This window comes from Embleya sp. NPDC025285, assembly GCF_055558835.1.
Genome location: NZ_JBVHLU010000116.1, coordinates 1 through 21,556 on the forward strand (window position 1 = coordinate 1; position 21,556 = coordinate 21,556).

Here is a 21,556-nt window from a genome sequence, read left to right on the forward strand (position 1 = left end):
TCGGACATGCCGAGACCCCCGCGCCTGCAGGCGCGGGGGTCTCGGCATGTCCGACGTGGAGCAACGTCCGGTGTGGCTGTCCCTGGGGTCAGCCTCGGTGGCCGTTGTGCTGGGGTGCCTGGTGGTCGCTGCCGTGGCCTTCGTGCTCGTCGTCGCCGTCGATGTTGAGGCAGGTGTTGCCGAAGGCGGGGTTGAGGACGCCGACGATGTTCACGGTGTTCCCGCACAGGTTGATCGGGACGTGGACCGGAATCTGGATCTGGTTGCCGGAGGCGACGCCGGGGGAGCCGACGGCGGCGCACAGCACCCGGCCCGCGAACTCGACGCGGTCACTCCGGCGTTGGAGGCCGCTCGCCGGTCGCGATCGATCCTCGCCGGGCCGCCCAAACGTGCCGAAGGCCCGCCGGCCGCTCTACGTGCGTTGGGTCGATGCCAGGGTGCTCTATCAGTTTGTGTACGGGGTCGCGGCGTGGGGCAAGGCGTGGGTGAGTTCGGTGAGTACGGTAGCGCGCGGAGTTTCCGCGAACTCCTCCCGCTCGCCGATCCATTGCAGCACACTCATCACACGACCCGATGGAGTTACCTCCGGACGTCGATGACCAAGCCCGATGTCAAGGAACAAACTGGGCGCCGGCCGGGTCGTCAGGCCGCGCGCAGTTCCTTGACGACCGCGATGACATCGTCCATCAGGTCGATCGGGCAACCCCAGTAGTCGTAGATTCCTCCGCTGGCACGGTTGCTCCCGCAGATGACGAATACGCCGGTCCCCAATCGAACCTTGAGAGCGGTGGCCAACCAGCCGACGAAGCCGCTGTTCTCCAGGTCCGAGGGGAAATGGAAGGAGAAGATCCCGAACTGCTCGACACCGTGGTCCTTTTCAACATACGGAACCAAGGCACTCCAGCTCTCGCTGTCCCGGACCACCGCCAGCGTGTCACCGGTAACGGTCGGCGGACGATCGGCGGGAGTCTCCTCGAAACACCAGACACCCTCGTGCACGACCAAGTCGGCCGCAGCGATCACGCGTCGCAGTCGCGCTTCCGTCTGCTCCGCACTCTCCACGCTGACACCGACCATGGATGCGACTCCTCGATTCGAGTGGCACTGCTCCACCTTGAACGTCTCGTGCGGTCGCTCCGGCGCGATGCCTTTCCATCCTCGGCAACCGACTCGCACAACGTCGTCACCGGCTCGCCGGTTCCGATCTTCCCGAGCTTACCGACCGCGAATGGCGCCCGAACCCATCGCGAGTGGTGCGCCGAGCCGGCCCACGTTGACCCAACGCTGCGCTTCGCCCGGGTTCTGGACGAAGTGCCCTCCGGATACTCGCCCACTTCCTCGATCACGGCTGAGCCCCTCGCGCGGCCGGCCCCGCCACCGGGCCCGCGGATCTCGTTGCCGTACACCGGTCGCGGACCTTCGCCGGCGGTTTCCGCGTGGCCCCGAACTCGGCCGACAGCCGTTCCGGCGCTCGACGCCCTCTCGCCGTCACCTTCCACGAGGACGTTCCGCGGGGTCGCCGGGGCCGCGCCAGGTGCTCGGGATGGGGTGAAGGTTTCCGGTCACGACATGAGGGACCACAGGTGGTGGGCGGCATACGATCGCCACGGGTGCCACCGCCGGCCCGGGCATCGAGGGCGGAGGCATCATCGTCTGGGCCCAGTCGTCGCCAGGCGGCTCGGAGCAGCCGATCGGGGATCAGCACGTCCGGGTCGGCGAGCGCTCGCATCCGGATCCGGATCCGGATCCGGATGCGAGCCCCGTCGGGTCGATTCCGGGTAGGTCCAGAAGGCGGTTCGCGGCGCGTTCGCGGTCGAGTCGCAGGGTGCCGTCGGCCAGTGCCCGGGCCAATGCGGACAGCGTGGGGCCACGGTGGACGGACAGCGCGGCCGGGTCCGGGAATGTGTGCGTGACCCGGCCGACCGGGGCGGACAGTGGCCGGCCGTAGCGGCTTGCCAGCGCCGCGGCCTCAGCGGTGGCGGTACGCGGGTCGGAATCCTGTTCGAGTACGGCCCTTGCCGGCGACTCCGCGCCGTCCACGCTGCCGGGCACCCGGCGGCCGGGGCAATGGGTGACCGGTGCGCGCAGCAACGGGTCCGCCGCCAAGTGTGCCGCCAGCCCCGCTGGTTGGCGTCCAGGTCGAGCAGTCGGCGGCAGCGCTGCACGGCCGAGGTGCGGTCGCGCAGGTCGGTCAGGCCCAATCGCATTCGACGTGCGCGACGCCCGGGGCCTCCCTCAGCGCGACCACGCCGACTCCGTGCGGCAGGACGAGCGAACGACGAAAGGTCCCCCTCCAGAATATTTCTCGACGCCGGGCACCGCTTGCGCCCCCAGGAAGTCGAGCAGCACCGCACGGTGATCGCGCCCGCCGCGGAAGGAGACTCGCCGCCTCCACCACGTGTGGCGCGCAGCCCACTTGGGGTGGTCGCGAACAGCGTCCGGATGGTGTCAGTGAACTGCCGCACGCTCGTGGCCAGCTTGGGCATCACCGCAGGGCAACTGAGGCGGCAATAGAGCCCGGTGCGGAGCGGTTCAACTGGTTGACGATCCGACAGTTGCCGAGTTGCGCGCCGGACATGAACCCGGTGGAGGGTATCCGGTCCCTGATCCGTCGCGGCTTCACCGGGAACGTCGCCTGCACCGACGCCGACCACCTGGTCCGCACGATCAGACACGGCCTCCGCCACATCCAATGACGGCCCCACCTCATCGACGGCTGTCTCGCCGAAACCGGCCTCACCATCCGGCCCAGGGGAAAAGGAACCCACCGACATCACGACGGAAACCTCAGTAACGAGACGGGTGGACGCCGCGAGCGCATTCCACGCATGAGGGCGTGTGGGGCAACGCGAGGATCCGTTCACGGTCGATGGGCTGTCCGCACAGCACGCACAGGCCGAAGGTGCGCCGATCCATGCGGGTGATGGCGGCGTTTACTTCTTCGAGCAGTGCCCGGGTACGTGCGGCGTCCGTCTGTGCTTGCTCGATCGCCGTGGTGCGTGCCCCGAAGTCGGCCGGATCCAGGGCGCAGTCGTCGCGGACCCGGGCCACGAGAGCGTGGACCGCGGCCAGTTCCGCCCGCAGGAGCCGGGACCTACGACTGAGGTTGGATGCCACCTCCTCCTTTTCCGCCGTCGTCAGTTCCGATGGGCGAGCGCGCGTGAAGTCGTCGTGCGCGGCTGCTGATGCCGCTTCCCGCATCGCCTTCTCCTTTCACCGCCTCGGTCGTACGAGCCGGCGGAGCACATGTGTGGTGGTTCGCTCGGTGGCGCAGTGGGCGTATCGCCTCCCCACCCCGCACCGGATCTCTCGAAAGCGCACGAAGCGCAACGAGCCGGATCCCGGAAGCGGTGCAAGGCATCAACAGTGCGTTGGACCGGCGGGTCGCTCGTCGTGAGGCGGCCATCGCGCGCGGTCGCTATCTCCGTGTGCGGGCGTTGCGGTTCCGTAGATCGGATTCCAACCGGCCCAAGCCCTCTCCCTCGCCCAGGTGGGAGAGCACCGGGGTGCCGTCGTCGTCCTCGTGTGCCGGTCGGTCTCCTCCTGCTCACGCACGGGCACAGGGGATTCCATTTCCCGAAACCGTTCCACCGCCTCGCGAGCCTGCTCGAGCTGCGTGCGAGCGGCGACGGCGCTCCTCCGGATGGTCCATGATGTCGTCTCCTCTTCACATCGGTGGGGACTTCCCACCAAGTTCGAGCCGTCGCTACCCGCGACCGGCGTGTCCATGCAGATGCCGTGCGGTCCGCAACCGAACGGGAGGCGACGGCGGCGACAGGGCGGTTTCCGCGGGCCATTCATCTCCGCTACTCCGTGCGGATCGTCCGCGAACAGTGGTGCCCGCGCTCGGGACGTCTCGGGAAGGCGGCCCCTGGTCCTCACCCGGTGATCCGACGCCGCAGGCGACCGGAACGAGTCGCCCGAGGCCGCAGAGCCGGCGGCGGAAGGTGCCACCCGCCGTTCATGTATGGGCCGGGCATCGGTGGGTAGTGCGATGTCTCGGTATTCCATCGAACCAGGTGAACGATGACCGAGTATGCGGCGTCCTCGTCGGGCACACGTATGGTCGGGCCTCCCGGATGGTGGACCTGATCCGCAGGCAACGTGCGGAGATCCGGGACGTGTTCGACGGGGTGCAGGCCTGCTCCGGCGCCGAGTGTCGTGATCCGTTCGACCGGCTGGTGCGGTTGCCGGCGGTACACGAGACCGCGGAGGAGGAGGTTCGTAGGCGTTGATCGTTCCGCCGATCCCGTGACGCGGTGTGGTCCGCGCCACCAGGCTGGTGTTGTGTGTTGTCGCGTTGGAGGGCCTGTTGCCGCGACCGGCCGCAGTGGGGGTCGGGGAGTCGGGAGGGAGTACCGAGGAGATGGGCGACACCCCGTTGTCGGCGCGCGAGCGGCAGACTCTGGTCGGGATCGAACGGAACCTGCGGGCCGACCGGCGCTTGGACCGGCGGTTGCGAACGATGCAACCCCGTGATGGCCGGACGATGCCGGCATATCCCTCGCCCTCGGGGGCGCTCGTCGTGCTGTGCGTGGTGTTCTCGGGGCTGCTGCCGGCAGCCGCGTGGGCGCTGCCGTGGGCCGCCTACGCCTATGTGGGTACGTTGCCCTTCACCTGTGGCGTCACCCTGTGGTGGCTGTGCCGGCGCACGGCCGACTGGTGAGCGGTTTCGCGCCGGCGTCCAGTCGAGTGGCGGGTACCGAACGAAGATCGAGTCCCGGTGTACGGGTTGGAACGCAAAGGGAGTCCGCCCATGAATGCGGATGACGCGGATGAGAATCTGGCGGAGTTCGCGGGAGTGGACGAGATCGCCGCGCTGGTCGAGCGACATCGTGATCTGTACGTGCGGTGGTCGCGCGGGCCGGACGTGGACGACGGCGGCCACAGTTCCGACGAGTTGACCGGTGTGCCGTTGCCGGGGCTGTCGGCGTCCGCGCTGGACATCGAACCGTGGTGGGGAAGACGCCCCGTCCGTCTGTGGGTGGCCCGGCGCCTGTACGACTACGCCCACCTCCCCAAGCGGCGCGGCCCCGGGGTACGCCCGTGGCTGCTGCGCGGGCGCTGCATCGGGCGCGGACCCGACAACGAGCCCCTGGTGATCGCGGAGCAGGCCGTCGGGTGGATCAGCGGGGCAGCCCTACGCGAGGCCCGTGAACTCGTCGACGCCCAGAAGGGCTCGTGGGGGCCGCTGGATCGGCACTCGTGACTGCGGGATCGGCCGGTCTAAAATTTCATCAGAGCCGGTGCGGGGTTCGGGGCAGCCACAGCCGGCGACATCCCGAGAAGGCCCGGTCGATGCACGGTGGCGAAATTGTTCCCGCGCACGTAGGCCGGGTCGGGTGTTCCTCCGTGCGGAGAGGGGGAAGTAGCGAGGACGATCCTGCTCGACCCGATACAGCGTCCGTGCCCGGGCGGATGGCATCCGTTCAGACGAGAAGCGGTTGTTCGCGCACGACGCCGAGGCCTGGGCGCCCGCTCTGTGATGGCGACGCCGTCCGCGGCATGCGCCAGATTCGATCGCCGCGTCGCACCCCCTCCGGTGCGCCGTGCCACGCCTGGGCGGCCCGCCCGCACCCGCCGCGGCTGTGGGCGCTCGACACCCAACCGAGAGGCTGCTGTCTCGGCCGGTCTTCCCGAGTGCTCGTCTTTCCGACCGTCTTCACCGGCCCGGTAACGCGGGGTGCGCGAACAGGCGACGGGTGGTCGGAAGCCGGTTGTTCTCGCACATGCGGCGTCGCGCCGTCCCCTCCGTCAGTGTGTGGTGAGACGCCCGATGGATCCGGGTCAGCTCGAGCGGGCACGACAGGAGCACCACCTTCATGACCAGCCCGAATCCCGGCGGCGACCCGGCTCCCAAGCCCAAGCGCCGCACCTTCACCCCGGAGTACAAGCTCCGGATCGTCACCGAGTACGGCGGCGCCCCGGAAACCGCCGGACGCGGCGCGCTCCTGCGACGCGAGCGGCTGTATCACTCCCACGTCCAGGAATGGCGGGCCGCCCGCGACGCCGGCGCCCTGGCGAACACGACGAGGCTCCGCCCCGGTCGCCGTGCAGGGGCGACCGGGGCGGGACGTCTATCGGGAGCCGTTACGGCTTGAGCAGCTCGCACATCGCGTTCAGGGCGCCCGCCTGCAGCGCCTGCTTGCCCGCGCTCTCGGTGAGCTCCAGGCCGTGGTTCTCGTTCGCGACGTAGAAGATCTGCTTGCTGCCGTCCTCGGTGGCGAACCAGCGGGAGTGGTAGCCGATCTCGTCGCCGCCGTGCGACCAGAACCACTGGGTCGCGCCGTTACACGTGGCCTTCACGCGGGTCATGCCCAGGCCGTACTCGTTGTCGTAGTTCTCGATCTTGATCGAGGTCTTCATCTCGGCCAGCTGGGTCGGCGCGAGCACCTGCCCCTGAAGGAGGGCACGCTCGAAGGTGACCTGGTCCTGCAGGGTCGAGATGATCGCACCGGCCGGGCCGAACAGTTGGGTGTTGGACCGGGTCGAGTCCGCGAGCGGCGGCTGGTAGCCCCACCACAGCGGGGGTGGCCAACGCCAGCCGCGCATGAAGTTGCCGTAGATGTCCGGGGACGTCTCCGGGTAGCTCGTGTTGGTCAGGTTCAGCGGGGTGATGATGCGGTTGGTGATCTCGACGGACGGGGTGTGGCCGGTGACCGCCGTGATGATCATCCCGGCGAGCATGTAGTTCGTGTTCGCGTACTCGAACACCCGGGGCAGCGTGGCCGGCCGCTGGGCCAAGGCCGAGTTGATGAGCTCCTGGGGCGTGTAGCTCTGATCGACGTTGAACGCCCCGTAATACGCGACGTTGTAGGGCGCCATGTAGTCCGGCAGCCCCGAGCGCTGGTTGAGCAGCTCGCGGATGGTGATGGTGTTGCCGTCATACCCGTTGCTGTTGACCGCGTTCGGCAGCCAGTGCGCGACGGTGTCGTTCAGCGACAGTCTGCCCTCGGCCTCCAGCTGGAGGACCACCGTGGAGGTGAATGTCTTGGTATTGCTCGCGATCCGGAACTTCGCGTTCGTGTCCAGCGGCGTCGCGGAACCACGGACGTTCGACCCCGCCTTGACATACGTGTTCGTGGCCCCGTTGACGATGAGGCCCATGACCCCCGGGTAGCCGGCGACTATGCCTTGATCGGCGCCGGTCTGGAACGCCTGCGCGGCGGTGACCGAGGACGCCGTCGAGGGTTGTGCGGTGGCGGCCAGGACGGCTAGGGCGTGTATCCAGTTGAGATCAACAGGTGTTTCGGCTGAGGGCATTGACCCAGATCATCGCGGCGCGGAGGTGGAGGCCGGCGAGGTAGCTTTCAGGGGTCTTGTCGTAGCGGGTGGCGATGCCTCGCCAGGCCTTCAGCTTGTTGATCATGCGCTCGACCGTGTTCCGTTCCTTGTAGAGGTCGGCGTCGTGGCCGACGGGCCGGCCGCCGCCGCTGCCTTTCCTCTTGCGGTTGGCGGCCTGGTCGCTCTTCTCCGGGATGACCGCCTTGATGCGGCGTTTCCGCAGGTGGGCGCGGTTGGCGCGGGACGAGTAGGCTTTGTCCCCGGCGACCGCGTCGGGTCGGGTGCGGGGACGCCCGACGGGCCCGCGGACCCGTATCCTCCCGAGGACGGGGACGAACTGCGGGCTGTCGGCGGCCTGTCCCGCGGTCAGGACGAACGCCAACGGGCGGCAGTTCCGGTCGCAGGCGAGGTGGATCTTGGAGGTCTGCCCGCCCCTCGATCGCCCGAGCAGAGCAACCCTCAGTCGGACCTTGTGTCGGCACCGGAGACGTCGTCGTTCCTCCCGCTTCGGGTCGATTCCGGCTCCGTTCCCGTTTTGTTCCTCCGGGCCGCCCCCTTTTTCCGGGCCTTCTCCTCCTCGGCGGCGGCCTTCTCCAGGGCGGTGAGCGTGGCGGGGTCGAGATGCATCCCGGCGGCGTCGTGATGCGCCCGGACGGTGGTCGAGTCCACGCTCACCAGCGACAGGTCCACCTCGCCCCGTTTCGCGGCCTCCGCGATCAGGCCCTCCAACAGGGCCTCGAAGACACCGGCGTCACGCCACTGCCGAAAACGGTTGTGCACGGTCGGCCACGCACCGAACCGCTCCGGCATCTCACGCCACTGCGCACCCGTCCGGAACTTCCAGATCACGCCCTCGAACTGCTGCCGCAGCCGCTCGGGATACGGACCGTACGCACCGATCGGCAGGTACGGCCCGATGAACTCCCACTCCACGTCCGTCAGTTGCTCTCTCGTCACAACAAGACGATCTACCAGACCAGGACCGCGCCTTGACGACGAATCCCACAGATTGATCACGACCCGATACACGCCCTAATACTGCAACGACACTTCGGGATGTCCTCGGCGTCTGTAATGGCTGATGCGTGCTCGAGCTTGGCTTCTTCTTCGCCATATGGACCAGGCGAGTACATGCTTCGTGCTGTGGCGAACCGGAGAAGAAATACGGTTGAAGAGCCGCCGAGCCTCATTCATGGTCACGGGTACCAGATATCGTCCGCCACCGCCTTCCAGATCCCCTTTTTTGCCTCCGCTCGCAAGATGGCAAGGAAGGCGAGGGCGGCCATGGAGAGGGATATGTGCCGATACCACGCCGTGTAGCCGCGGACCTGGTAGTGATCGAGTCCGGTTTCATTCTTCGCCGTCTGGAAACATTCCTCAACCATCCACCGGGATCCTGCGATCCGCGCAAGTTCATCCAGCGGGGTACCGGCCGGGCAGAAGCAGATGTAGTAGGCCATTTCCGTGGGGTCCACGGGGCTGCGCCGTGCCAAAAGCCAGTGATCCCAGCCCGCGAGCCGCCAGGGTCGGATCGCGGCTGCCGCCCAGTCGTACTCGCGCGGGCCGTGAGCACCGTCGCCGCAGCTCAGGCGCCTCCACACATCGTCGGGAAGCTCGCCGACCAGCTCGTGCGCACGGGCCTGTCCGAAGAATTCCATGGTCATGACCATCTGCGATTTCGGAACGGCGAGCACATGGGGAATCTCATGCTCTTCCAGCCACAGTCGGATCCGCCTCGCCTGACCGTAGACCTCGTCGCCGGTAACCCATCCGAAGGGAATACCGGATTCCACGGCCCGCTCGAGCATTCGCAGGCCCAGGTCCGGTTTGGTGGCGAACTCGACCTCGTCGCCGATACCCGCCGCCCGGCAGCGTTCGCGGTCCGATGTCCAGTCCTTCGGAAGATAAAGCTCCCGGTCGATCAGTGCCCGACCCTTCTCGGATCCGTACGCGAGGAAGACCCCGATCTGGGAATTCTCGATCCGGCCCGCCGTCCCCGAATACTGCCGACCCACACCTGCCGAGCGGCCCCCCTTCTTGAGAAAGCCCGTCTCGTCGAGGATCAGAATTCCCCGGTCGGGATCTCCGACGAGCTCCACAACCGCGTCACGAACGTCGTCACGCAGAGCGTCGGCGTCCCAGCGGTAGTGATTCAGCAGCCGCTGCATGCCCTGCGGACCGGCCTCCCCGGCCGCCTCCGCCAGAGTCCAGCCGTTCTTGCGCTCCGACTCGCCAAGCAATCCCCGCAGATAGGACACCATCCGCCGGCGCGGCTCCACCCGCCCGAACCGGCCCGCGAACCGCCCCGCGAAGTCCGCGAACGCATCTGACCAACCGTCAACTATCTCCATCGACACGAACGGACCAACGACCGTGATGACTTCCGGTCACGGAGTGTCGTTGCAGTACTAAGCCGACTGCGGCGCCCAATAGGGACGTGCGGAGTCTGCGCATACGGGCTCCAGTGCTTGCTGCCCGGGCCGGGGTGGGCCGAGCAAGGAGAGACGCGGGACGGATGTGCGGGACGTGCCTGAGCAGGCACGCCGAGGCATGACGCTATGCGTCCCTGGCCACCCCTGGCTTGGACGAAATTGACCTGGCCGCCGGGGGCCGAGGCAAGGCCGGGTGATCGATGCGTGTCCGCCTGGGCGCCTGCCGCGCGGGCCGAGTCGGCCAGGTCCGAAATCGCCCGCACCCCAGGTCCTTGTGCGTGCAACCCTCGGTAACACCTGGGTAGACTCCGCCGCCGTGCCAGCTCCCCCACGTCCAGGATCGGACTTCACCGTGACCCGCGTCGGCCCGCTGTGGCGGGTCCACCGCCAGGAACCGCTCGCCCTGGCGCCGTACGTCCACGAACGCGCCGGGTACGTCGGCGTCCCCGGCTCGCGCTACGAGGCGCGCCTGGTGCCGAACAACTGCGTCATGGTCGTGGTGAACCTCGGGGCCCCGTTCACCCGCATGGGCCGGCTCGACGGCCCGCCCCCGACCGTGAGCACGCTCCGCACGCCGGTGGGCGGCCTGGAGGACGGCCCTGGCGTCGTCGAACACCCCGGCGGCCAAGAGGCGTTACGCATACAGATCGCGCCTTTAGAAGTCGTTTCATTTGGTGTATCGGCGGTAGCAGATGAATGCGGCGGCGATGCTGACGAACGCTCCGAAGTGCGAGGCTTTGACCTCGTATCGGCGGTGAAGACGACGGAACGCGTTGAGCCAGGACACCGTCCGCTCGATGACCCATCTGTGCCGGCCCAGGCGCTGGGAGGAGTCGATGCCGCGGCGGGCGATGCGGTGGATGATGCGTCGCTTGCGCAGGAACACGCGGATGAAGCGGTGGTCGTACGCCTTGTCGCCGTGGAGTTTGGCAGGCTTTCGGCGGCGGGGTCCGCGGCGGGAGCGGATCGGCGGGATGCCCTCGACCAGGGGTATCAAGGCCTGACTGTCGTGGGTGTTCGCACCGGAGATCCCGATCGACAGGGGCAGACCGGTGCGCTCGGTGAGCAGGTGGATCTTCGACCCGTACTTGCCCCGATCCACAGGATTCGGACCCGTCAACTCCCCTTTTTGAGGGCCCGCATGTTCACCGAGTCCACCGCGCACCGCGACCAGTCCAACGCGCCACGCGCGCCGAGTTCGTCCAGGAGGACTCGGTGCAGCTTCGCCCACACCCGCGCCCGACTCCACTCGGCGAACCGCCGGTAGATCGTCTGCCACGAGGCACCGAAAACGGGCGGCAGTTGCCGCCACGTGCAACCGGACGTCGCCACGAACACGATGCCCGCCAACACCTCGCGATCCCCGTACCTTCGACGACCACCGCCCTGCGGCCGGGTCGGCTTCGACGGCACCACCCGCTCGAACAACTCCCACAACTCGTCCGGCACCAGCCGCTCCACAAGCGTCGTCACACACGCCAGAATAGCGAACACGCCAAATGAAACGACTTCTTAGGCGCGTACCGCCTGTTCGCGATGCCGTTGTCGGACTTGGCGAACACGGTGGTCGGGCTCGACGACGTCCTCGGCCCGGCCGCCGGCGAACTCATCGAACGCCTCGCCGCCACCACGGACTGGGCAAAACGATTCGCCCTCCTGGACAACACCCTGCTGCACCGGATCGACCAAGGCCCGGCCGCCGACCTCCACGTCGCCCACGCCTGGCACCTGCTCACCGCAGGCCCCCGCGCCATCCCGATCGCCCGGATCGTCAAGGAAACCGGCTGGAGCCACAAACACCTGCTCCGTCGCTTCACCCACCAAATCGGCCTGACCCCGAAGTCCGTGGCCCGCATCGTCCGCTTCCAACACGCCGTCGCCCTGCTCTCCAGTCCCGGCGCCAACCTGGCCGAGGTCTCCGCCACCTGCAGGTTCTACGACCAGGCCCACATGAACCGCGACTTCCGCGAACTGGCCGGCGTATCTCCGAAACTGTGCGCCTCCTCCCCGTGGGCCGCCTCCCGCGCCGTCGAACTCGACTGAGTCCGCGAGGGGCCTTGCCGCCGACGTGCGGCACGGTCGGGCCAAGTGGTGTGGGCGCGTGTCGACCACTCGTGCCGCGTTGGGGCGGATCCTGTGCTGCGGCCGGTGCGGTGGGCTGCCCGGTGTTCAGACTGGTGAGCAGGTGGTAATCGAGGTTTCGCGCGAGCCGGCCCAGGCGAGGAGGGTGGCGTCGGCCAGGGTGGGTACCCACATGTCGGCGAGGGCCAGTTCCTCCTCGCGTGGGGAGGATCCCACGCCCAGCACGCGCAGGCCCGCGCGGGAGGCGGCCAGGATGCCGCAGTAGGAGTCCTCGACTGCCAGGCATGCGGACGGCGGGGTGCCGCACGCGCGCGCGGCGGCGAGGTAGACGTCCGGGTCGGGCTTGGGGCGCAGGGTCGTGTCCGGGACGACGATGTCGGTGAAGTGCGGGAGCAGCCCGGCATGTGCCAGTCCGGATTCCACGGCGTCGCGGGGGCAGTTGCTCGCCACCGCCAGCGGCGCGAAGTCGGCGGCCAAGCAGACGAGTGCCGCGCCCCCTCACCCGACCCACCGACGTGCGGGGCTCCGGTCGACACCGTGACGTCCACCGGTGCGCCCGCACCCGCCCGACGAAACGGGGCCGAGCGGAGCCCTTCAACGGCGACGCCGGGCAGGAAACCCGCACACGCTTGCCGGGTCCTCGGGAAGAAGGCCCGGCCCGCGTCCTCTCATCAGGCCCACCCAAGAATCACCCCACGGGGACACGGCGGCGCCCCCCGGTTCCGGGGACGGTTTGGACACAACGGTCGGTGTCGAAGCCGTGTCGGGCGGCGGACGCGAGCCGTCGGAGTTCCGGCGGGGGTCGGTCAGTTGTCGTGGGGTTCGGGGGTGGCGTGTCGGCGAGGATGTCGGCGGCAACGGTGTGGAGTTCGCCGCCACGGCGGTGTGCGGCGGTGCGCAGGATGCCCGGGCCTGCCCGGCGGTGCAGTGGTGACGTTCCATCAGGAAGCCCAGGGGCGCGGTTGATTACGGCGCGGTATTCGAGAGCGTGGCGGACGCGGTGTCCGGCGTCGAGGTTGCGGACCAAGGCGAGGGCGGTATCCAGGGCCTGGGAGGCCTGGCGGGCGAACGCGGCGGCGTGTTCGCGCTCGGGCGGGCAATAGGCGTCCGGGCGCAGGGAGTACAGGTTGAACGCGGCCGTCATGGTGTCGCCGACGGTGAGCGGGACGAAGTGGACGCTGCGCACGCCTGTGGCCTCGGCGGTTCGGGCGAAGTCGGGCCGGCGGTCCTCGTGGGTGATGTCGCACAGCAGGACCGGGTGGCCGGTGCGCAGGGCCTGCAGGCACCCGACGTGCCGTCGAATCACGCTGCGCGAGGACGCCATCGATACCGCCCGTCGCGCGCACGTGGCCCCGGCCCCGCGCACGTGCGCCAGCGACACGGCGGCCTGCACGAGTTCTCTCGCCGGCGCGTCGAGCAGGTCGACGCGGCGATGGAGTCGGCGCGCTCAACGCAATGCATCGACCGAGCCGCCTTGGTCAGTCGGTGTGGTTGGCGCACGCGGTGTGTGCGTATTGCAGAAAGTCCGACCCGGCCAGCATGGCGAGGGTGGAGGTGGCCAGGCGGGTCGTACGGGGGGCCAGGACCAACCCCGCGGTGATACCCGTGGCGACCCACATCCCCAGGCAGAACGGACAGGTGAACAATTCTCCCACGGTCCGGCGGATTGCCGAACCCTGCGCCGGGGAGCGGGTGTCCGGCGCCGTGAACGGCGCCCGCAAGGGGGAAGTGACCGCTTCTCGGCCGACGAGTCGGGAGAGTTTGTGGGCGGCGAGCCCGCCGAGGATCAGATCCTTGGTGCGGAGCTCGTCGGGGACGCCTGCGCCCTTGCGCCTTCCGGCGAGCAAGGTGGCGCCCACGGCGACCCCGTACGCGGCCAGGGTCACCGTGTAGCGCGTCGTGTCGTTCGCCTCGTCGTTCATGGCCCCCCGGTAACCCGTGCTGACGACATTAAACAGCCAAGGTGGATGCACGGTGCGGACTCTGCGTGGACGGCGTGGCCCCGGGGGCCTGCTCCGACGTGCGGGGAACGTCGTGGGGCACTGCCCGGGCCGTGACGCAAGGCGTTCGCGGGTGCGCTGCGGCACGCGGTGGTGCCGGATGCCATCCGGCTGCGCGCGGCCGAAGCCACCCCCGACGCCGCACAGTGCGTCGGCGCGGTGAGTGCCTTGCGGGTGCGGGTCCGGTCGGACCGCTGCCGTTTCCGTTCCCGAGGACGGTGCCGGCTATGAGCGCCGATCCGGTGGTTCCGTGTTGTGGGCATGGGCGGTTCACCGGCTTCGCTTCGGTCGTGTTCCTCGGCTCCGATGAAAGATTCACTTCGTGGCGTGGCGCGCTGGTGGGTGGGGGACGCGGGGTCCGCCCGTGTGCGGTTCGATGCGACACCGTGGTGCGTCACCGGCTCGAGGGGGACTCAGGCGGGAACGGCCGGGGGTCCCACCGCCGGAGAGGCGGTGGGACTCTGCCCGCTCGGCATGCGGCTCAGCTCGTGCGCAGGGCGGGGACGGGGTGTTCGCCTTCGGTCTCCAGGCGGTATTCCTTCCCGTCGAAGTGGTCGCGGTGGGCGGTGATGACGTCCTCGCTGGGGATGTTGCCGGGGCCGTTGAGGGCCTGCTGCATCTTGGTGAAGCGCTCGTGTGCCTCGGCGACGAATCCTTCGCCGAGAGTGGTGAGGTCGATCTCGGTGGCGAGGGTCTCGCGCACGTATGCCTTGTTGGGTTCGAACGTGACCGGCTCGGGCAGTTCCGGGGCGAGGATGTCGGCCGGGTCGCGTCCGTCGTGGCGGCGCATGAGATCGGCGGCGATCTGGAGGTGGCCCAGTTCCATGTTCAGGTGCAGTTCCCAGATGGCTTTGATCCGCGGGTCGGGTTCGGTCTCCATGAACGAGTGGTAGAGGTAGCACTCGTTGTACTCGTGGGTGACGAGTTGTTCCCACCAGGTCTCGCCCTGGTCGACGAGGGATTCGTAGTGGGTGACGTGTTCCTCCTCGACCATGGCGATCTCCTGGTAGAGGCGGCGCGCGATGGGTTCGATGGCCAGGGGGCCGACGTTCATGTAGTAGTTCATGGTCTGCTGTTCGGCCGACATGATGGTCAGCGCGTGCAGTCGGGACAGCGGGTCGACCGTGGTGCGGTCGTAGGGCGTGCGCAGGTTGTCCACCGGGTGCCGGTGGTGCAGGTACGCGGGGCGTCCGGGCATGACCTCGGTCAGGTGGTCGACGATCTTCTCCGCCTTGCGGTGTTCGATCATCTCGTACAGGTTCGCGTACCGGTACAGGTGGTCGAAGTCCTCCAGCAGGCCGAACCGGTAGCACTGGCGCAGGTAGGGGTCGGGTTCCATGCGGGCCACCCACGAGGTCAGGTCGACGGCGACCTGCTCGTAGGCGATCGTCGTCTCCAGGACCGAGTTCAGGCCGGGGAGAAGCCAGTTGACGACCTTTTGCTGCTGTTGTTCGAAGTAGCGGACCTCGGCGAGCCTTCGGCGCACCTCGGGGTCGGGGCAGTGCCGGGAGAAGTTGTGGCTGAACAGGATCGCCTCGGTCTCGATGCCGTTCATGGTGATGATCCGACAACGGGTGTACGGGTCGGCCTTGTCCGGGTCGATCGGCTCCACGTCGAGTTCGCGCCAGGTGCGCAACTGGCCGTCGAGCGGAATGCCTTTGTGGTCCAACGGATTGAACGTCACGATGCTCCTCGGATTGTTTCGTGGTGATGGGGCGGGCCGCCTTGGCGCCCGGTGGCGGGGCCGGTCGGGGCGGTGGGTCCGCGGGACCGATGAGGGTCGCGGTGTCGCATCGGGGTCCTGGGATCGGGGCTGTTCAGCGTCCGGCGGTGTTCTCGCCCTTGGCCTTACGGATCGCGTCGCGTACCCGGTCCACCACCGCGAGCATGGGACCGCCGAGCATGTTCGCGGTCGCCGATTCGGCGCCGGGGTGCGGGTGGGTGGGAGCCATCGCCATGGCCGCGCGCATGCTGGGAGCCGCCGCGGCGACCGTTGCGGCGGGGGCCTCACGTTGGATCTTGGGCAGTTCGTAGCGTTCCTCGCTACGGGCGTGCTTGAGCACGGCCAGCCGCAGCCGGTCCAGCTTCTCGGGAAACGCCGGGGCGTCCGGCCCGATCCGCTCCAATTCGACCAGCAGTTCCTTGGCCGCGTACTCTTCGCCCAGCCGGGCGTCGACCAGGCCGGAACCGCCGGCGGTCGCCGTTCGCGCAAGGGGGTGGATGATCTCCTCCTCGGCGGTCTCGTGCACGGCCAACAGCCGCACCAGGCGGTCGAAGGCGTCCCGACGCTCGGCGCCGGTGCAGGCGTCCACCTCGTCGAACAGACTGCGGATTTCGGCGTGTTGTCGGCGTACGAGATCCACCACCTCGGGAGTGCCGGCCACGGGCGCGCCCAAGGAGGGCGTCGAGTGCTCGGTCATCGTTCACCTCTGGCTCGAAGGGAGGTCGAAACACCGCGCTACCCCTCCACGCCGTGTCCACACGTGACGGGTTAGCGACACGCGGTCGACATCGAGACGGGAAAGGGTAGGTTTTGCCCTGTCCACCGGGGAGGCGGCTCGTGTCGAGGACCGGTAGTCGGGCCGGGGGGCCGACGTCGGAAGGTTTCGGTACCAGCTCGTGGGAGTCGGGGCCCGAAGCCGAAACGTGCTCGCCCGTGCCCGTGCGCGGCGGATGCTCGGTGGGGGCTGCGGGTATACGCGATCGTGGTCCTTGGGTCGTGATCCACCGGCCCGGCACTCGACACCAAGACGGATGGGATACCCGCATGAGCACACACGAGAACGAGAACGCCCCCGCGGACCCGACCGAGGACCTTGTCGAGCGCGCGTCGGGCGTCGGCGGGTGGCCGGACGGCATGAGCGCGGCCGACGTACAGACCCGCAGCGAGTTGGCCCGGCACCTGGGACGCGACGTCTATCCCGCCGAGCGGGACGCGCTCCTGGACCGGCTGCGCACGGCATCCGCGCCCGATGCCCTGATCGAGCGAGCCTCCCGACTGCCGACCGACGGCTTCGTCTACGAGAACGTGCAGCAGGTCGCCGAGGCACTCGGGCTGGGCACCGAGGAGCACCGCAACTGACACCGAACTCCACTCCGCCGGCGTGTACCGCGGCAGCGACGGACGGTGACAGGAGTGTGAGGCCGTGAGGACAGGGCAGCCCTTCGACCGCCGATCACGACGATCGCCGATCTTGACGGACACGACCAGCGGGATCAGGGCCGAGTCCCGCAGCCACGCCTTACGTGCCCCCGCGCCTGACGGAGGTTTTCCATGGTTACCGCTTCTGCGGCGCCTTCCCGGTTGCCCAGGGTGCTCACGCTTCCGGGTGTCTACGCGCCTCAGCACGACAGTCGACTGTTGGCCGACGCGTTGAGCCTGGAGAGGATCCGGCCGGGAACGAGAGTGCTCGACATGTGCACCGGTAGCGGCGCACTGGCCCTGCACGCCGCCAACCTGGGCGCCGAGGTGACCGCGATCGACATCGCCCACCGCGCCGTCTGGACCGCCCGCCTCAACGCCCTGCTCGCCCGGCGCCGGGTCCGCGTCCGGCACGGCGACTTGGCGACCTCACTGGGGTCCGCGCCATTCGACATGGTGACCTGCAATCCCCCCTACGTCCCGTCCCCGACAGGAGGGCTTCCCACGCGCGGGGCGGCCCGCGCATGGGAAGCGGGACCGGACGGCCGGGCCCTTGTCGACCGGGTGTGCACCGCGGCGTCGGTCGTGCTGCGCCCGGGCGGCACGCTGATGATGGTTCATTCAGGATTGTGCGACGCCGACGCGACGGTGCATCTGTTGGCGCGGGTGGGAATGCGCGCCCGGGTCGCCGAACGCAAACGAGTGCCGCTCGGCCCGGTACTGCGCGGCCGCCTCTCCTGGTTGCGGGAGCGGGGACTGGTGGAGGTCGGCGAGCACGAGGAAGAGTTGGTGATCATCCGTGCCGAAAAACACTGACCGCCCCGGCGCGTGACACTCGCGCCCGACGGGCCCGGTCGAGGGACGGGTGGGGCGGTCGGGGGCCTGCGAGCCGGAGCGGGGCGCTCGTGCAGGAGCACGACGTCGGGTACGCGTGACACCGCCACGGGAGTATCCGATGGCAGGGCATCGCTCGCCGCCGGTGAGCGCGGCGGCCACCGCCGACCGGGCGCGGCCGTCGACTTTCCGCGACCGAGGCACCGTCGTCTTGAACGCCGTCTCTGGCGCGAGGAGGCGTCGGTCGCGGCTGACGATCCTCGCCGGCAGGCGACGAAGCCGCCGGAACGTGCGGTCGTCACCATTTGGCCGAGCAGGCGTGCGGGCCGACTCCGACGACGACCGCGTCGGCGCCGTCGTGCCGAGGAGGCCGTGGCGCAGTGCCTCGGTGGCCGACGGTGCGGCCCGCGACGTGTTCCCGGGATCGTCCTTCGGCGCGGTGGTCGGTGGCGCAAACCGATATGCGCCGGCAGCCGATTGGCGTTCGCGATTGCGAGATGGTTATTCGGCGACCCGGGCGAGGTTGCGGAGCATCTTTCGGTTTCGCAGGTGCAGGAGCACCTCGCCCGGCGGGCCGTGTAGCCGGGCGGCCGGGCCTCGGAGCGGATGCTCGTCCACCAGGACCAGAGTGTCGGCGTCCCAGGGTAGTAGTTCGATGCCGATGCGAGCCGTCCCCAGTGGGGACGCCACCGCCTCAAGCTCCAGACGCCTGCCCGGGTCGCAGAGGCGGACGATGCATTCGTCCCGGAACGTGATCGGTCCGAGGCCGATCGTGTAGACCAGCCGTGCTCCCTTTCGAGGCCACGTGTCGTCGGCCCGTTCGATGCGTTTGGTTCCCACGACCCACTCGGCGTAGCGCCGCGCGTCCGCGAGAACGTCCCACACGCGTTCCGGATTCGCGTTGATCAGGTGTTGTCGTCGGGCCATGTGCGGCCACTACCCGCGTCCGGCAGCGCCTACCGCTGATAGCCGGCGCCGTCCGGGTGATCGCGCCCGCGCTACCCGGCGGCGAGCGGGTGCCGCTGCGGGTACGGCTCGCGGTGCTGCGACGACCCGGAGTGCTCACCGTGCTGCCGCTGACCGTTCTGGGCATGACCGCCGCGTACACCGCCTATGCCTACAGCGCACCCGCCCTGGCGGCGGTGGGTGTGACCGGCTCCGCGGTCGCGTGGATGCTGGTCCTGTACGGCACAGGCGCCGTGCTGGGCGATCCAGGCTCCGGACATGCCACCGGCCACCTGGGATCGGTACGGGTGTTGGCGGTCACCTATCCGGTGATGGCCGCGGCGCTGATCGTCCTCGGCGGCCCGGCGGCCGGGAACCCGCCGACGGCCCTGGTCGGCGCGCTGTTCTTCGCGTGGGGCGCCGCCTCCTGGGCACAGACACCAGCGCAGCCACACCGACTGATCGAAGCCGCGCCCCGCGAGGTGCCGTTGCTGGTGTCACTCAACTCGTCCGGGATATACCTGGGCATCGCGCTCGGCACCACAATCGGAGGCGCGACGCTGGATCGGAGCGCGGCTACGATGCACACGGTGGGCGCCGGACTTGCCCTGCCGGCCCGGGTGTTCCTGTTCCTGACCGCCCGCAGCCGGCCAGGAAGAGGCCGACGGTGATCCGACGCCCCCGCAGACGACTCGACCAGGAATGGTCGGCTGACGTGTGGGCTCCGGGCAGCCGGTTCCTGGGCGGGAGCGGTGCCGGGCCGCGGACATCGGCGACGATGTCGAGTTCGCCACGAAACCCGACCTGGGCCTGCGGATGCTGAAACGCGTCGTCGCGTCGGGCATCCCGTTCGGGTGGGTGACCGCCGACGAACGCTACGGCCAAACGGGGCGTGTTCGGTTGTGGCTAGAAGAACACGAGATCCCTCACTCGTCGCGGTCCCTAGGGGCTTGTCTCACGTGGTGAGTTGGGCGGGACGGTGAGGCGGCGGTAGCCGAACAGCCAGGCGATGATGCGTTCGATTTTTCCAACGGTGCCTTCCGAGTCGTTCGGCGAACTCGACGCCTGGGCGGGCGATCCGGACGACGATGCCGCGTAGACCGCCCGCTCGTCCACCGGCGCGGTTCCGCCGCCCTGCGGACGCGGCCTGAACGGTGGCAGCAAGGGCGCCACCGGATCCTACGGTTCGTCAGGAACCAGTCGCTGCGACAGATCAACCCCCACAAAGAGCCATCATGCCGCAGCTCGTGAACTCGCCACGTGAGACATGCCCTTAACCCCTGGTGAGCCGGTCCACCAGCAGTTCCAGTCTCGACTCGGTGTACTCCAGCGGCAGTCGTCCCGACCGGGTCAGGGTCGCCACCCCGTGCAGGGACGCCCAGAACACCTCGGTGAACAGCCCCGGGTGGACGCCGTCCCCGGCGGCCTCGCCCAGGCTCTCCAGCAGCGCGGCGAAGGCGTCCTTCAGCGGTCCCGGAGTGTCCTCGTGCGCGAACGCCAGGCCGCTGTCGAGCTGGAAGATGGCGTCGTAGACCGCCGGGTTGCGCGCGGCAAAGTCGAGGTAGGCACGGGCGAGGGCGTACACCCGGGCGCGCGGGCCGTCCGCGGCGGACACCGCGGCCCGCACCGCCGCGGCCAGTTCCGCGGCTCCCTCCAGGGCGACGGCGCCGATGATCTCGCGTTTGCTGCGGAAGTGGCTGTAGAGGACGGGCTGGCTGTACTCGATGCGCTCGGCGAGCAGGCGGGTGGTGACCGCGTCCCAACCCTGCCGCTCGGCGACTTCGCGGGCGATCGCCACGATGAGGCGCTCGCGCTCCGCCCGTTCGCGCTGCTTGCGCTCCTGTACCGACATGACCCGAATCTAGCATCGCTAGACAACCGAGCGACAGTAGAACTAGTGTTGCGTCATAACCTAGCGACGCTAGTTTTCCGAAGGGGTCGTCATGCTCAACGCGCTCGAGGTCTTCACCACCGTGGTCGTCGGCTTGATGGTGGGGGTGGAGTTCTGCGTCATCTTCGTCATGAAGCGGATCCTGGACGCGCTTCCCGAGGACAGTCGCCAACTCGGCCACGCCCACGGCGGCCGCATGCTCGGCGCCCTGATGCCGTTCTGGTACATAGGCTCGTTCGTCCTCAGCGTGGCCTGGGCGGTCGCCGCATGGCACCGCGACGGCACCGGACTCGTCGTCACGGCCGCCGGCCTGCTGATCGTCAGCGTGCTCATGTCGGTGCTGCTGCTCGTCCCGATCAACAACCGGAACAAGACCTGGACCCCCGAGAACCGGCCCGCCGACTGGCAGCAGCAGCTGAACCGCTGGGAGCGGTACCACTACGTCCGCGTCGCCGTCATCATCGCCGCCTTCACCCTGCTGGTCGCCGCCCTCGCCTGAGCCCACGGGCCACCACCGCGCCTGCGGCGCGATCCCCGGACCCCTCGATGCGCGGCTCGGCGAGCAGGCCCAGGCGCACGCCGGCCGCGAGTTCCAGGAGGTGGACGGTGGGGCCGAAGATCTTCTCGTTCTGGCTCTCCGAACCCGCCGCGTCGGCCCATCCGGTGTGGTCTGCGAAACGATTGCCTTTCCCGGTGAGGCCGGGCCAGATTTGCTGATCGCCGTGCTCGGTCGGCTACAGCTTCCTGGTGGAATGCAATCCACGTCGACCAGAGGCAATTCGCCCTCCCGGCAGGCTGCCTCGGCGATCAGGCCTTCCAACAGCTCGCAGAAGCAACCGCGTCGCGCCAGACCCGACCGGGCATGGCACGGCACCGGATCCTCCCGGCCCACGATGACACCCGGATGATCCCGACATCGTCCGTCACGCGGTGGCTCGCACACCAT

At 68.9% G+C, this 21,556-nt stretch carries 23 protein-coding genes and 3 pseudogenes; 11 read left to right on the top strand and 15 right to left on the bottom strand.

What is annotated here, in order from left to right:
• Positions 1 to 88: 88 nt before the first annotated feature.
• The 3 genes from ACZ4FV_RS44090 to ACZ4FV_RS44100 all read right to left on the bottom strand — a co-directional run bounded on the left by ACZ4FV_RS44090 (position 89) and on the right by ACZ4FV_RS44100 (position 2,106).
• Positions 89 to 307, bottom strand: a complete 219-nt coding sequence (locus ACZ4FV_RS44090) for a chaplin (RefSeq protein WP_465326459.1) — start codon at positions 305 to 307, stop codon at positions 89 to 91.
• Between the two features lie 335 nt (positions 308 to 642).
• Positions 643 to 1,077 (bottom strand): DUF6196 family protein, encoded by a 435-nt coding sequence (locus tag ACZ4FV_RS44095; RefSeq protein ID WP_465326461.1) that lies wholly within the window; start codon positions 1,075 to 1,077, stop codon positions 643 to 645.
• A gap of 621 nt (positions 1,078 to 1,698) precedes the next feature.
• Entirely contained in the window at positions 1,699 to 2,106 is a 408-nt protein-coding gene (locus tag ACZ4FV_RS44100; RefSeq protein WP_465326463.1) for a DNA glycosylase family protein, read from the bottom strand.
• Positions 2,107 to 2,522: 416 nt separating this feature from the next.
• On the opposite strand from ACZ4FV_RS44100, the pseudogene ACZ4FV_RS44105 reads away from it, so the two are divergent.
• Positions 2,523 to 2,696, top strand: a pseudogene (locus ACZ4FV_RS44105) (IS630 family transposase); the annotation flags it as partial.
• Positions 2,697 to 2,787: 91 nt separating this feature from the next.
• Here the strand turns inward: ACZ4FV_RS44105 and ACZ4FV_RS44110 are convergent.
• On the bottom strand, positions 2,788 to 3,201 hold the full coding sequence (locus tag ACZ4FV_RS44110; protein ID WP_465326465.1) for a TraR/DksA family transcriptional regulator: 414 nt from the start codon (positions 3,199 to 3,201) through the stop codon (positions 2,788 to 2,790).
• Between the two features lie 818 nt (positions 3,202 to 4,019).
• Here ACZ4FV_RS44110 and ACZ4FV_RS44115 point away from each other — a divergent pair.
• The 4 genes from ACZ4FV_RS44115 (at position 4,020) to ACZ4FV_RS44130 (ending at position 6,101) form a co-directional block, all read left to right on the top strand.
• A complete protein-coding gene (locus ACZ4FV_RS44115; protein ID WP_465326468.1) occupies positions 4,020 to 4,235 on the top strand; it encodes a hypothetical protein in 216 nt (71 codons plus the stop codon).
• 131 nt (positions 4,236 to 4,366) lie between these two features.
• Positions 4,367 to 4,666, top strand: a complete 300-nt coding sequence (locus ACZ4FV_RS44120) for a DUF3040 domain-containing protein (protein WP_465326470.1) — start codon at positions 4,367 to 4,369, stop codon at positions 4,664 to 4,666.
• A gap of 90 nt (positions 4,667 to 4,756) precedes the next feature.
• Entirely contained in the window at positions 4,757 to 5,209 is a 453-nt protein-coding gene (locus ACZ4FV_RS44125) for a DUF6098 family protein (protein WP_465326473.1), read from the top strand.
• A gap of 613 nt (positions 5,210 to 5,822) precedes the next feature.
• Positions 5,823 to 6,101: a hypothetical protein gene (locus ACZ4FV_RS44130; protein ID WP_465326475.1), complete on the top strand. Its 279-nt coding sequence runs from the start codon at positions 5,823 to 5,825 to the stop codon at positions 6,099 to 6,101.
• On the opposite strand, the gene ACZ4FV_RS44135 is transcribed toward ACZ4FV_RS44130, so the two are convergent.
• From ACZ4FV_RS44135 to ACZ4FV_RS44150, 4 genes and pseudogenes are all read right to left on the bottom strand, one after another.
• A complete protein-coding gene (locus ACZ4FV_RS44135; RefSeq protein WP_465326477.1) occupies positions 6,091 to 7,263 on the bottom strand; it encodes a serine hydrolase domain-containing protein in 1,173 nt (390 codons plus the stop codon). The two genes, ACZ4FV_RS44130 and ACZ4FV_RS44135, sit on opposite strands and share 11 nt — an antisense overlap.
• Positions 7,238 to 8,241 (bottom strand): annotated as a pseudogene (locus ACZ4FV_RS44140) (IS5 family transposase). The gene ACZ4FV_RS44135 and the pseudogene ACZ4FV_RS44140 overlap by 26 nt, the downstream one beginning before the upstream one ends.
• A gap of 239 nt (positions 8,242 to 8,480) precedes the next feature.
• Positions 8,481 to 9,635 carry an IS701 family transposase gene (locus tag ACZ4FV_RS44145; RefSeq protein WP_465326479.1) on the bottom strand — a complete coding sequence of 385 codons (1,155 nt, stop codon included), beginning with the start codon at positions 9,633 to 9,635 and terminating at the stop codon, positions 8,481 to 8,483.
• Between the two features lie 748 nt (positions 9,636 to 10,383).
• Positions 10,384 to 11,177, bottom strand: a protein-coding gene (locus tag ACZ4FV_RS44150; RefSeq protein ID WP_465326518.1) for an IS5 family transposase whose coding sequence is annotated in 2 segments (ribosomal slippage) — positions 10,384 to 10,845 and positions 10,848 to 11,177 — 792 coding nt in all. Because the reading frame shifts where the segments join, the coding sequence is not laid out codon by codon here.
• A 75-nt stretch (positions 11,178 to 11,252) separates the two neighbouring features.
• Here ACZ4FV_RS44150 and ACZ4FV_RS44155 point away from each other — a divergent pair.
• The gene (locus ACZ4FV_RS44155) at positions 11,253 to 11,759 is read left to right on the top strand and encodes a helix-turn-helix transcriptional regulator (protein WP_465326481.1); all 507 of its coding nucleotides are present in this window, start codon (positions 11,253 to 11,255) and stop codon (positions 11,757 to 11,759) included.
• A gap of 126 nt (positions 11,760 to 11,885) precedes the next feature.
• Here ACZ4FV_RS44155 and ACZ4FV_RS44160 read toward each other — a convergent pair whose 3' ends face one another.
• The 5 genes from ACZ4FV_RS44160 to ACZ4FV_RS44180 all read right to left on the bottom strand — a co-directional run bounded on the left by ACZ4FV_RS44160 (position 11,886) and on the right by ACZ4FV_RS44180 (position 16,218).
• Complete coding sequence (locus ACZ4FV_RS44160; protein WP_465326483.1) at positions 11,886 to 12,275, bottom strand: HAD family hydrolase; 390 nt, start codon at positions 12,273 to 12,275, stop codon at positions 11,886 to 11,888.
• A 211-nt stretch (positions 12,276 to 12,486) separates the two neighbouring features.
• The gene (locus ACZ4FV_RS44165) at positions 12,487 to 13,191 is read right to left on the bottom strand and encodes a GAF domain-containing protein (RefSeq protein WP_465326485.1); all 705 of its coding nucleotides are present in this window, start codon (positions 13,189 to 13,191) and stop codon (positions 12,487 to 12,489) included.
• Between the two features lie 85 nt (positions 13,192 to 13,276).
• Positions 13,277 to 13,720, bottom strand: coding sequence for a DUF1360 domain-containing protein (locus ACZ4FV_RS44170; RefSeq protein WP_465326487.1), 444 nt, complete (start codon positions 13,718 to 13,720; stop codon positions 13,277 to 13,279).
• A gap of 559 nt (positions 13,721 to 14,279) precedes the next feature.
• The gene (locus ACZ4FV_RS44175) at positions 14,280 to 15,482 is read right to left on the bottom strand and encodes a hypothetical protein (RefSeq protein ID WP_465326489.1); all 1,203 of its coding nucleotides are present in this window, start codon (positions 15,480 to 15,482) and stop codon (positions 14,280 to 14,282) included.
• A 133-nt stretch (positions 15,483 to 15,615) separates the two neighbouring features.
• Entirely contained in the window at positions 15,616 to 16,218 is a 603-nt protein-coding gene (locus ACZ4FV_RS44180; RefSeq protein WP_465326491.1) for a hemerythrin domain-containing protein, read from the bottom strand.
• A 347-nt stretch (positions 16,219 to 16,565) separates the two neighbouring features.
• Between ACZ4FV_RS44180 and ACZ4FV_RS44185 the strand changes: the two genes are divergently transcribed.
• Together ACZ4FV_RS44185 and ACZ4FV_RS44190 are read left to right on the top strand one after the other, a co-directional pair.
• Positions 16,566 to 16,880 carry a DUF2795 domain-containing protein gene (locus tag ACZ4FV_RS44185; RefSeq protein ID WP_465326493.1) on the top strand — a complete coding sequence of 105 codons (315 nt, stop codon included), beginning with the start codon at positions 16,566 to 16,568 and terminating at the stop codon, positions 16,878 to 16,880.
• A 192-nt stretch (positions 16,881 to 17,072) separates the two neighbouring features.
• Positions 17,073 to 17,756 (top strand): HemK2/MTQ2 family protein methyltransferase, encoded by a 684-nt coding sequence (locus tag ACZ4FV_RS44190; RefSeq protein ID WP_465326495.1) that lies wholly within the window; start codon positions 17,073 to 17,075, stop codon positions 17,754 to 17,756.
• 519 nt (positions 17,757 to 18,275) lie between these two features.
• Here ACZ4FV_RS44190 and ACZ4FV_RS44195 read toward each other — a convergent pair.
• Positions 18,276 to 18,701: an SRPBCC family protein gene (locus ACZ4FV_RS44195; protein ID WP_465326497.1), complete on the bottom strand. Its 426-nt coding sequence runs from the start codon at positions 18,699 to 18,701 to the stop codon at positions 18,276 to 18,278.
• Positions 18,702 to 18,757: 56 nt separating this feature from the next.
• Between ACZ4FV_RS44195 and ACZ4FV_RS44200 the strand changes: the two genes are divergently transcribed.
• Together ACZ4FV_RS44200 and ACZ4FV_RS44205 are read left to right on the top strand one after the other, a co-directional pair.
• Positions 18,758 to 19,390 carry an MFS transporter gene (locus ACZ4FV_RS44200; protein WP_465326499.1) on the top strand — a complete coding sequence of 211 codons (633 nt, stop codon included), beginning with the start codon at positions 18,758 to 18,760 and terminating at the stop codon, positions 19,388 to 19,390.
• 73 nt (positions 19,391 to 19,463) lie between these two features.
• Positions 19,464 to 19,649, top strand: a pseudogene (locus ACZ4FV_RS44205) (transposase); the annotation flags it as partial.
• A gap of 343 nt (positions 19,650 to 19,992) precedes the next feature.
• Here the strand turns inward: ACZ4FV_RS44205 and ACZ4FV_RS44210 are convergent.
• Positions 19,993 to 20,571 (bottom strand): TetR/AcrR family transcriptional regulator, encoded by a 579-nt coding sequence (locus ACZ4FV_RS44210; protein WP_465326501.1) that lies wholly within the window; start codon positions 20,569 to 20,571, stop codon positions 19,993 to 19,995.
• A 91-nt stretch (positions 20,572 to 20,662) separates the two neighbouring features.
• Between ACZ4FV_RS44210 and ACZ4FV_RS44215 the strand changes: the two genes are divergently transcribed.
• Positions 20,663 to 21,109 (top strand): anthrone oxygenase family protein, encoded by a 447-nt coding sequence (locus ACZ4FV_RS44215; RefSeq protein ID WP_465326503.1) that lies wholly within the window; start codon positions 20,663 to 20,665, stop codon positions 21,107 to 21,109.
• Positions 21,110 to 21,556 lie beyond the last annotated feature (447 nt).

Excerpts from the sequence above, each read along its gene's own strand:
- ACZ4FV_RS44095 (WP_465326461.1), bottom strand. The coding sequence starts at position 1,077 with ATGGTCGGTGTCAGCGTGGAGAGTGCGGAGCAGACGGAAGCGCGACTG.
- ACZ4FV_RS44110 (WP_465326465.1), bottom strand. The coding sequence starts at position 3,201 with ATGCGGGAAGCGGCATCAGCAGCCGCGCACGACGACTTCACGCGCGCT.
- ACZ4FV_RS44120 (WP_465326470.1), top strand. The coding sequence starts at position 4,367 with ATGGGCGACACCCCGTTGTCGGCGCGCGAGCGGCAGACTCTGGTCGGG.
- ACZ4FV_RS44125 (WP_465326473.1), top strand. The coding sequence starts at position 4,757 with ATGAATGCGGATGACGCGGATGAGAATCTGGCGGAGTTCGCGGGAGTG.
- ACZ4FV_RS44130 (WP_465326475.1), top strand. The coding sequence starts at position 5,823 with ATGACCAGCCCGAATCCCGGCGGCGACCCGGCTCCCAAGCCCAAGCGC.
- ACZ4FV_RS44135 (WP_465326477.1), bottom strand. The coding sequence starts at position 7,263 with ATGCCCTCAGCCGAAACACCTGTTGATCTCAACTGGATACACGCCCTA.
- ACZ4FV_RS44145 (WP_465326479.1), bottom strand. The coding sequence starts at position 9,635 with ATGGAGATAGTTGACGGTTGGTCAGATGCGTTCGCGGACTTCGCGGGG.
- ACZ4FV_RS44155 (WP_465326481.1), top strand. The coding sequence starts at position 11,253 with ATGCCGTTGTCGGACTTGGCGAACACGGTGGTCGGGCTCGACGACGTC.
- ACZ4FV_RS44170 (WP_465326487.1), bottom strand. The coding sequence starts at position 13,720 with ATGAACGACGAGGCGAACGACACGACGCGCTACACGGTGACCCTGGCC.
- ACZ4FV_RS44180 (WP_465326491.1), bottom strand. The coding sequence starts at position 16,218 with ATGACCGAGCACTCGACGCCCTCCTTGGGCGCGCCCGTGGCCGGCACT.
- ACZ4FV_RS44185 (WP_465326493.1), top strand. The coding sequence starts at position 16,566 with ATGAGCACACACGAGAACGAGAACGCCCCCGCGGACCCGACCGAGGAC.
- ACZ4FV_RS44190 (WP_465326495.1), top strand. The coding sequence starts at position 17,073 with ATGGTTACCGCTTCTGCGGCGCCTTCCCGGTTGCCCAGGGTGCTCACG.
- ACZ4FV_RS44195 (WP_465326497.1), bottom strand. The coding sequence starts at position 18,701 with ATGGCCCGACGACAACACCTGATCAACGCGAATCCGGAACGCGTGTGG.
- ACZ4FV_RS44210 (WP_465326501.1), bottom strand. The coding sequence starts at position 20,571 with ATGTCGGTACAGGAGCGCAAGCAGCGCGAACGGGCGGAGCGCGAGCGC.
- ACZ4FV_RS44215 (WP_465326503.1), top strand. The coding sequence starts at position 20,663 with ATGCTCAACGCGCTCGAGGTCTTCACCACCGTGGTCGTCGGCTTGATG.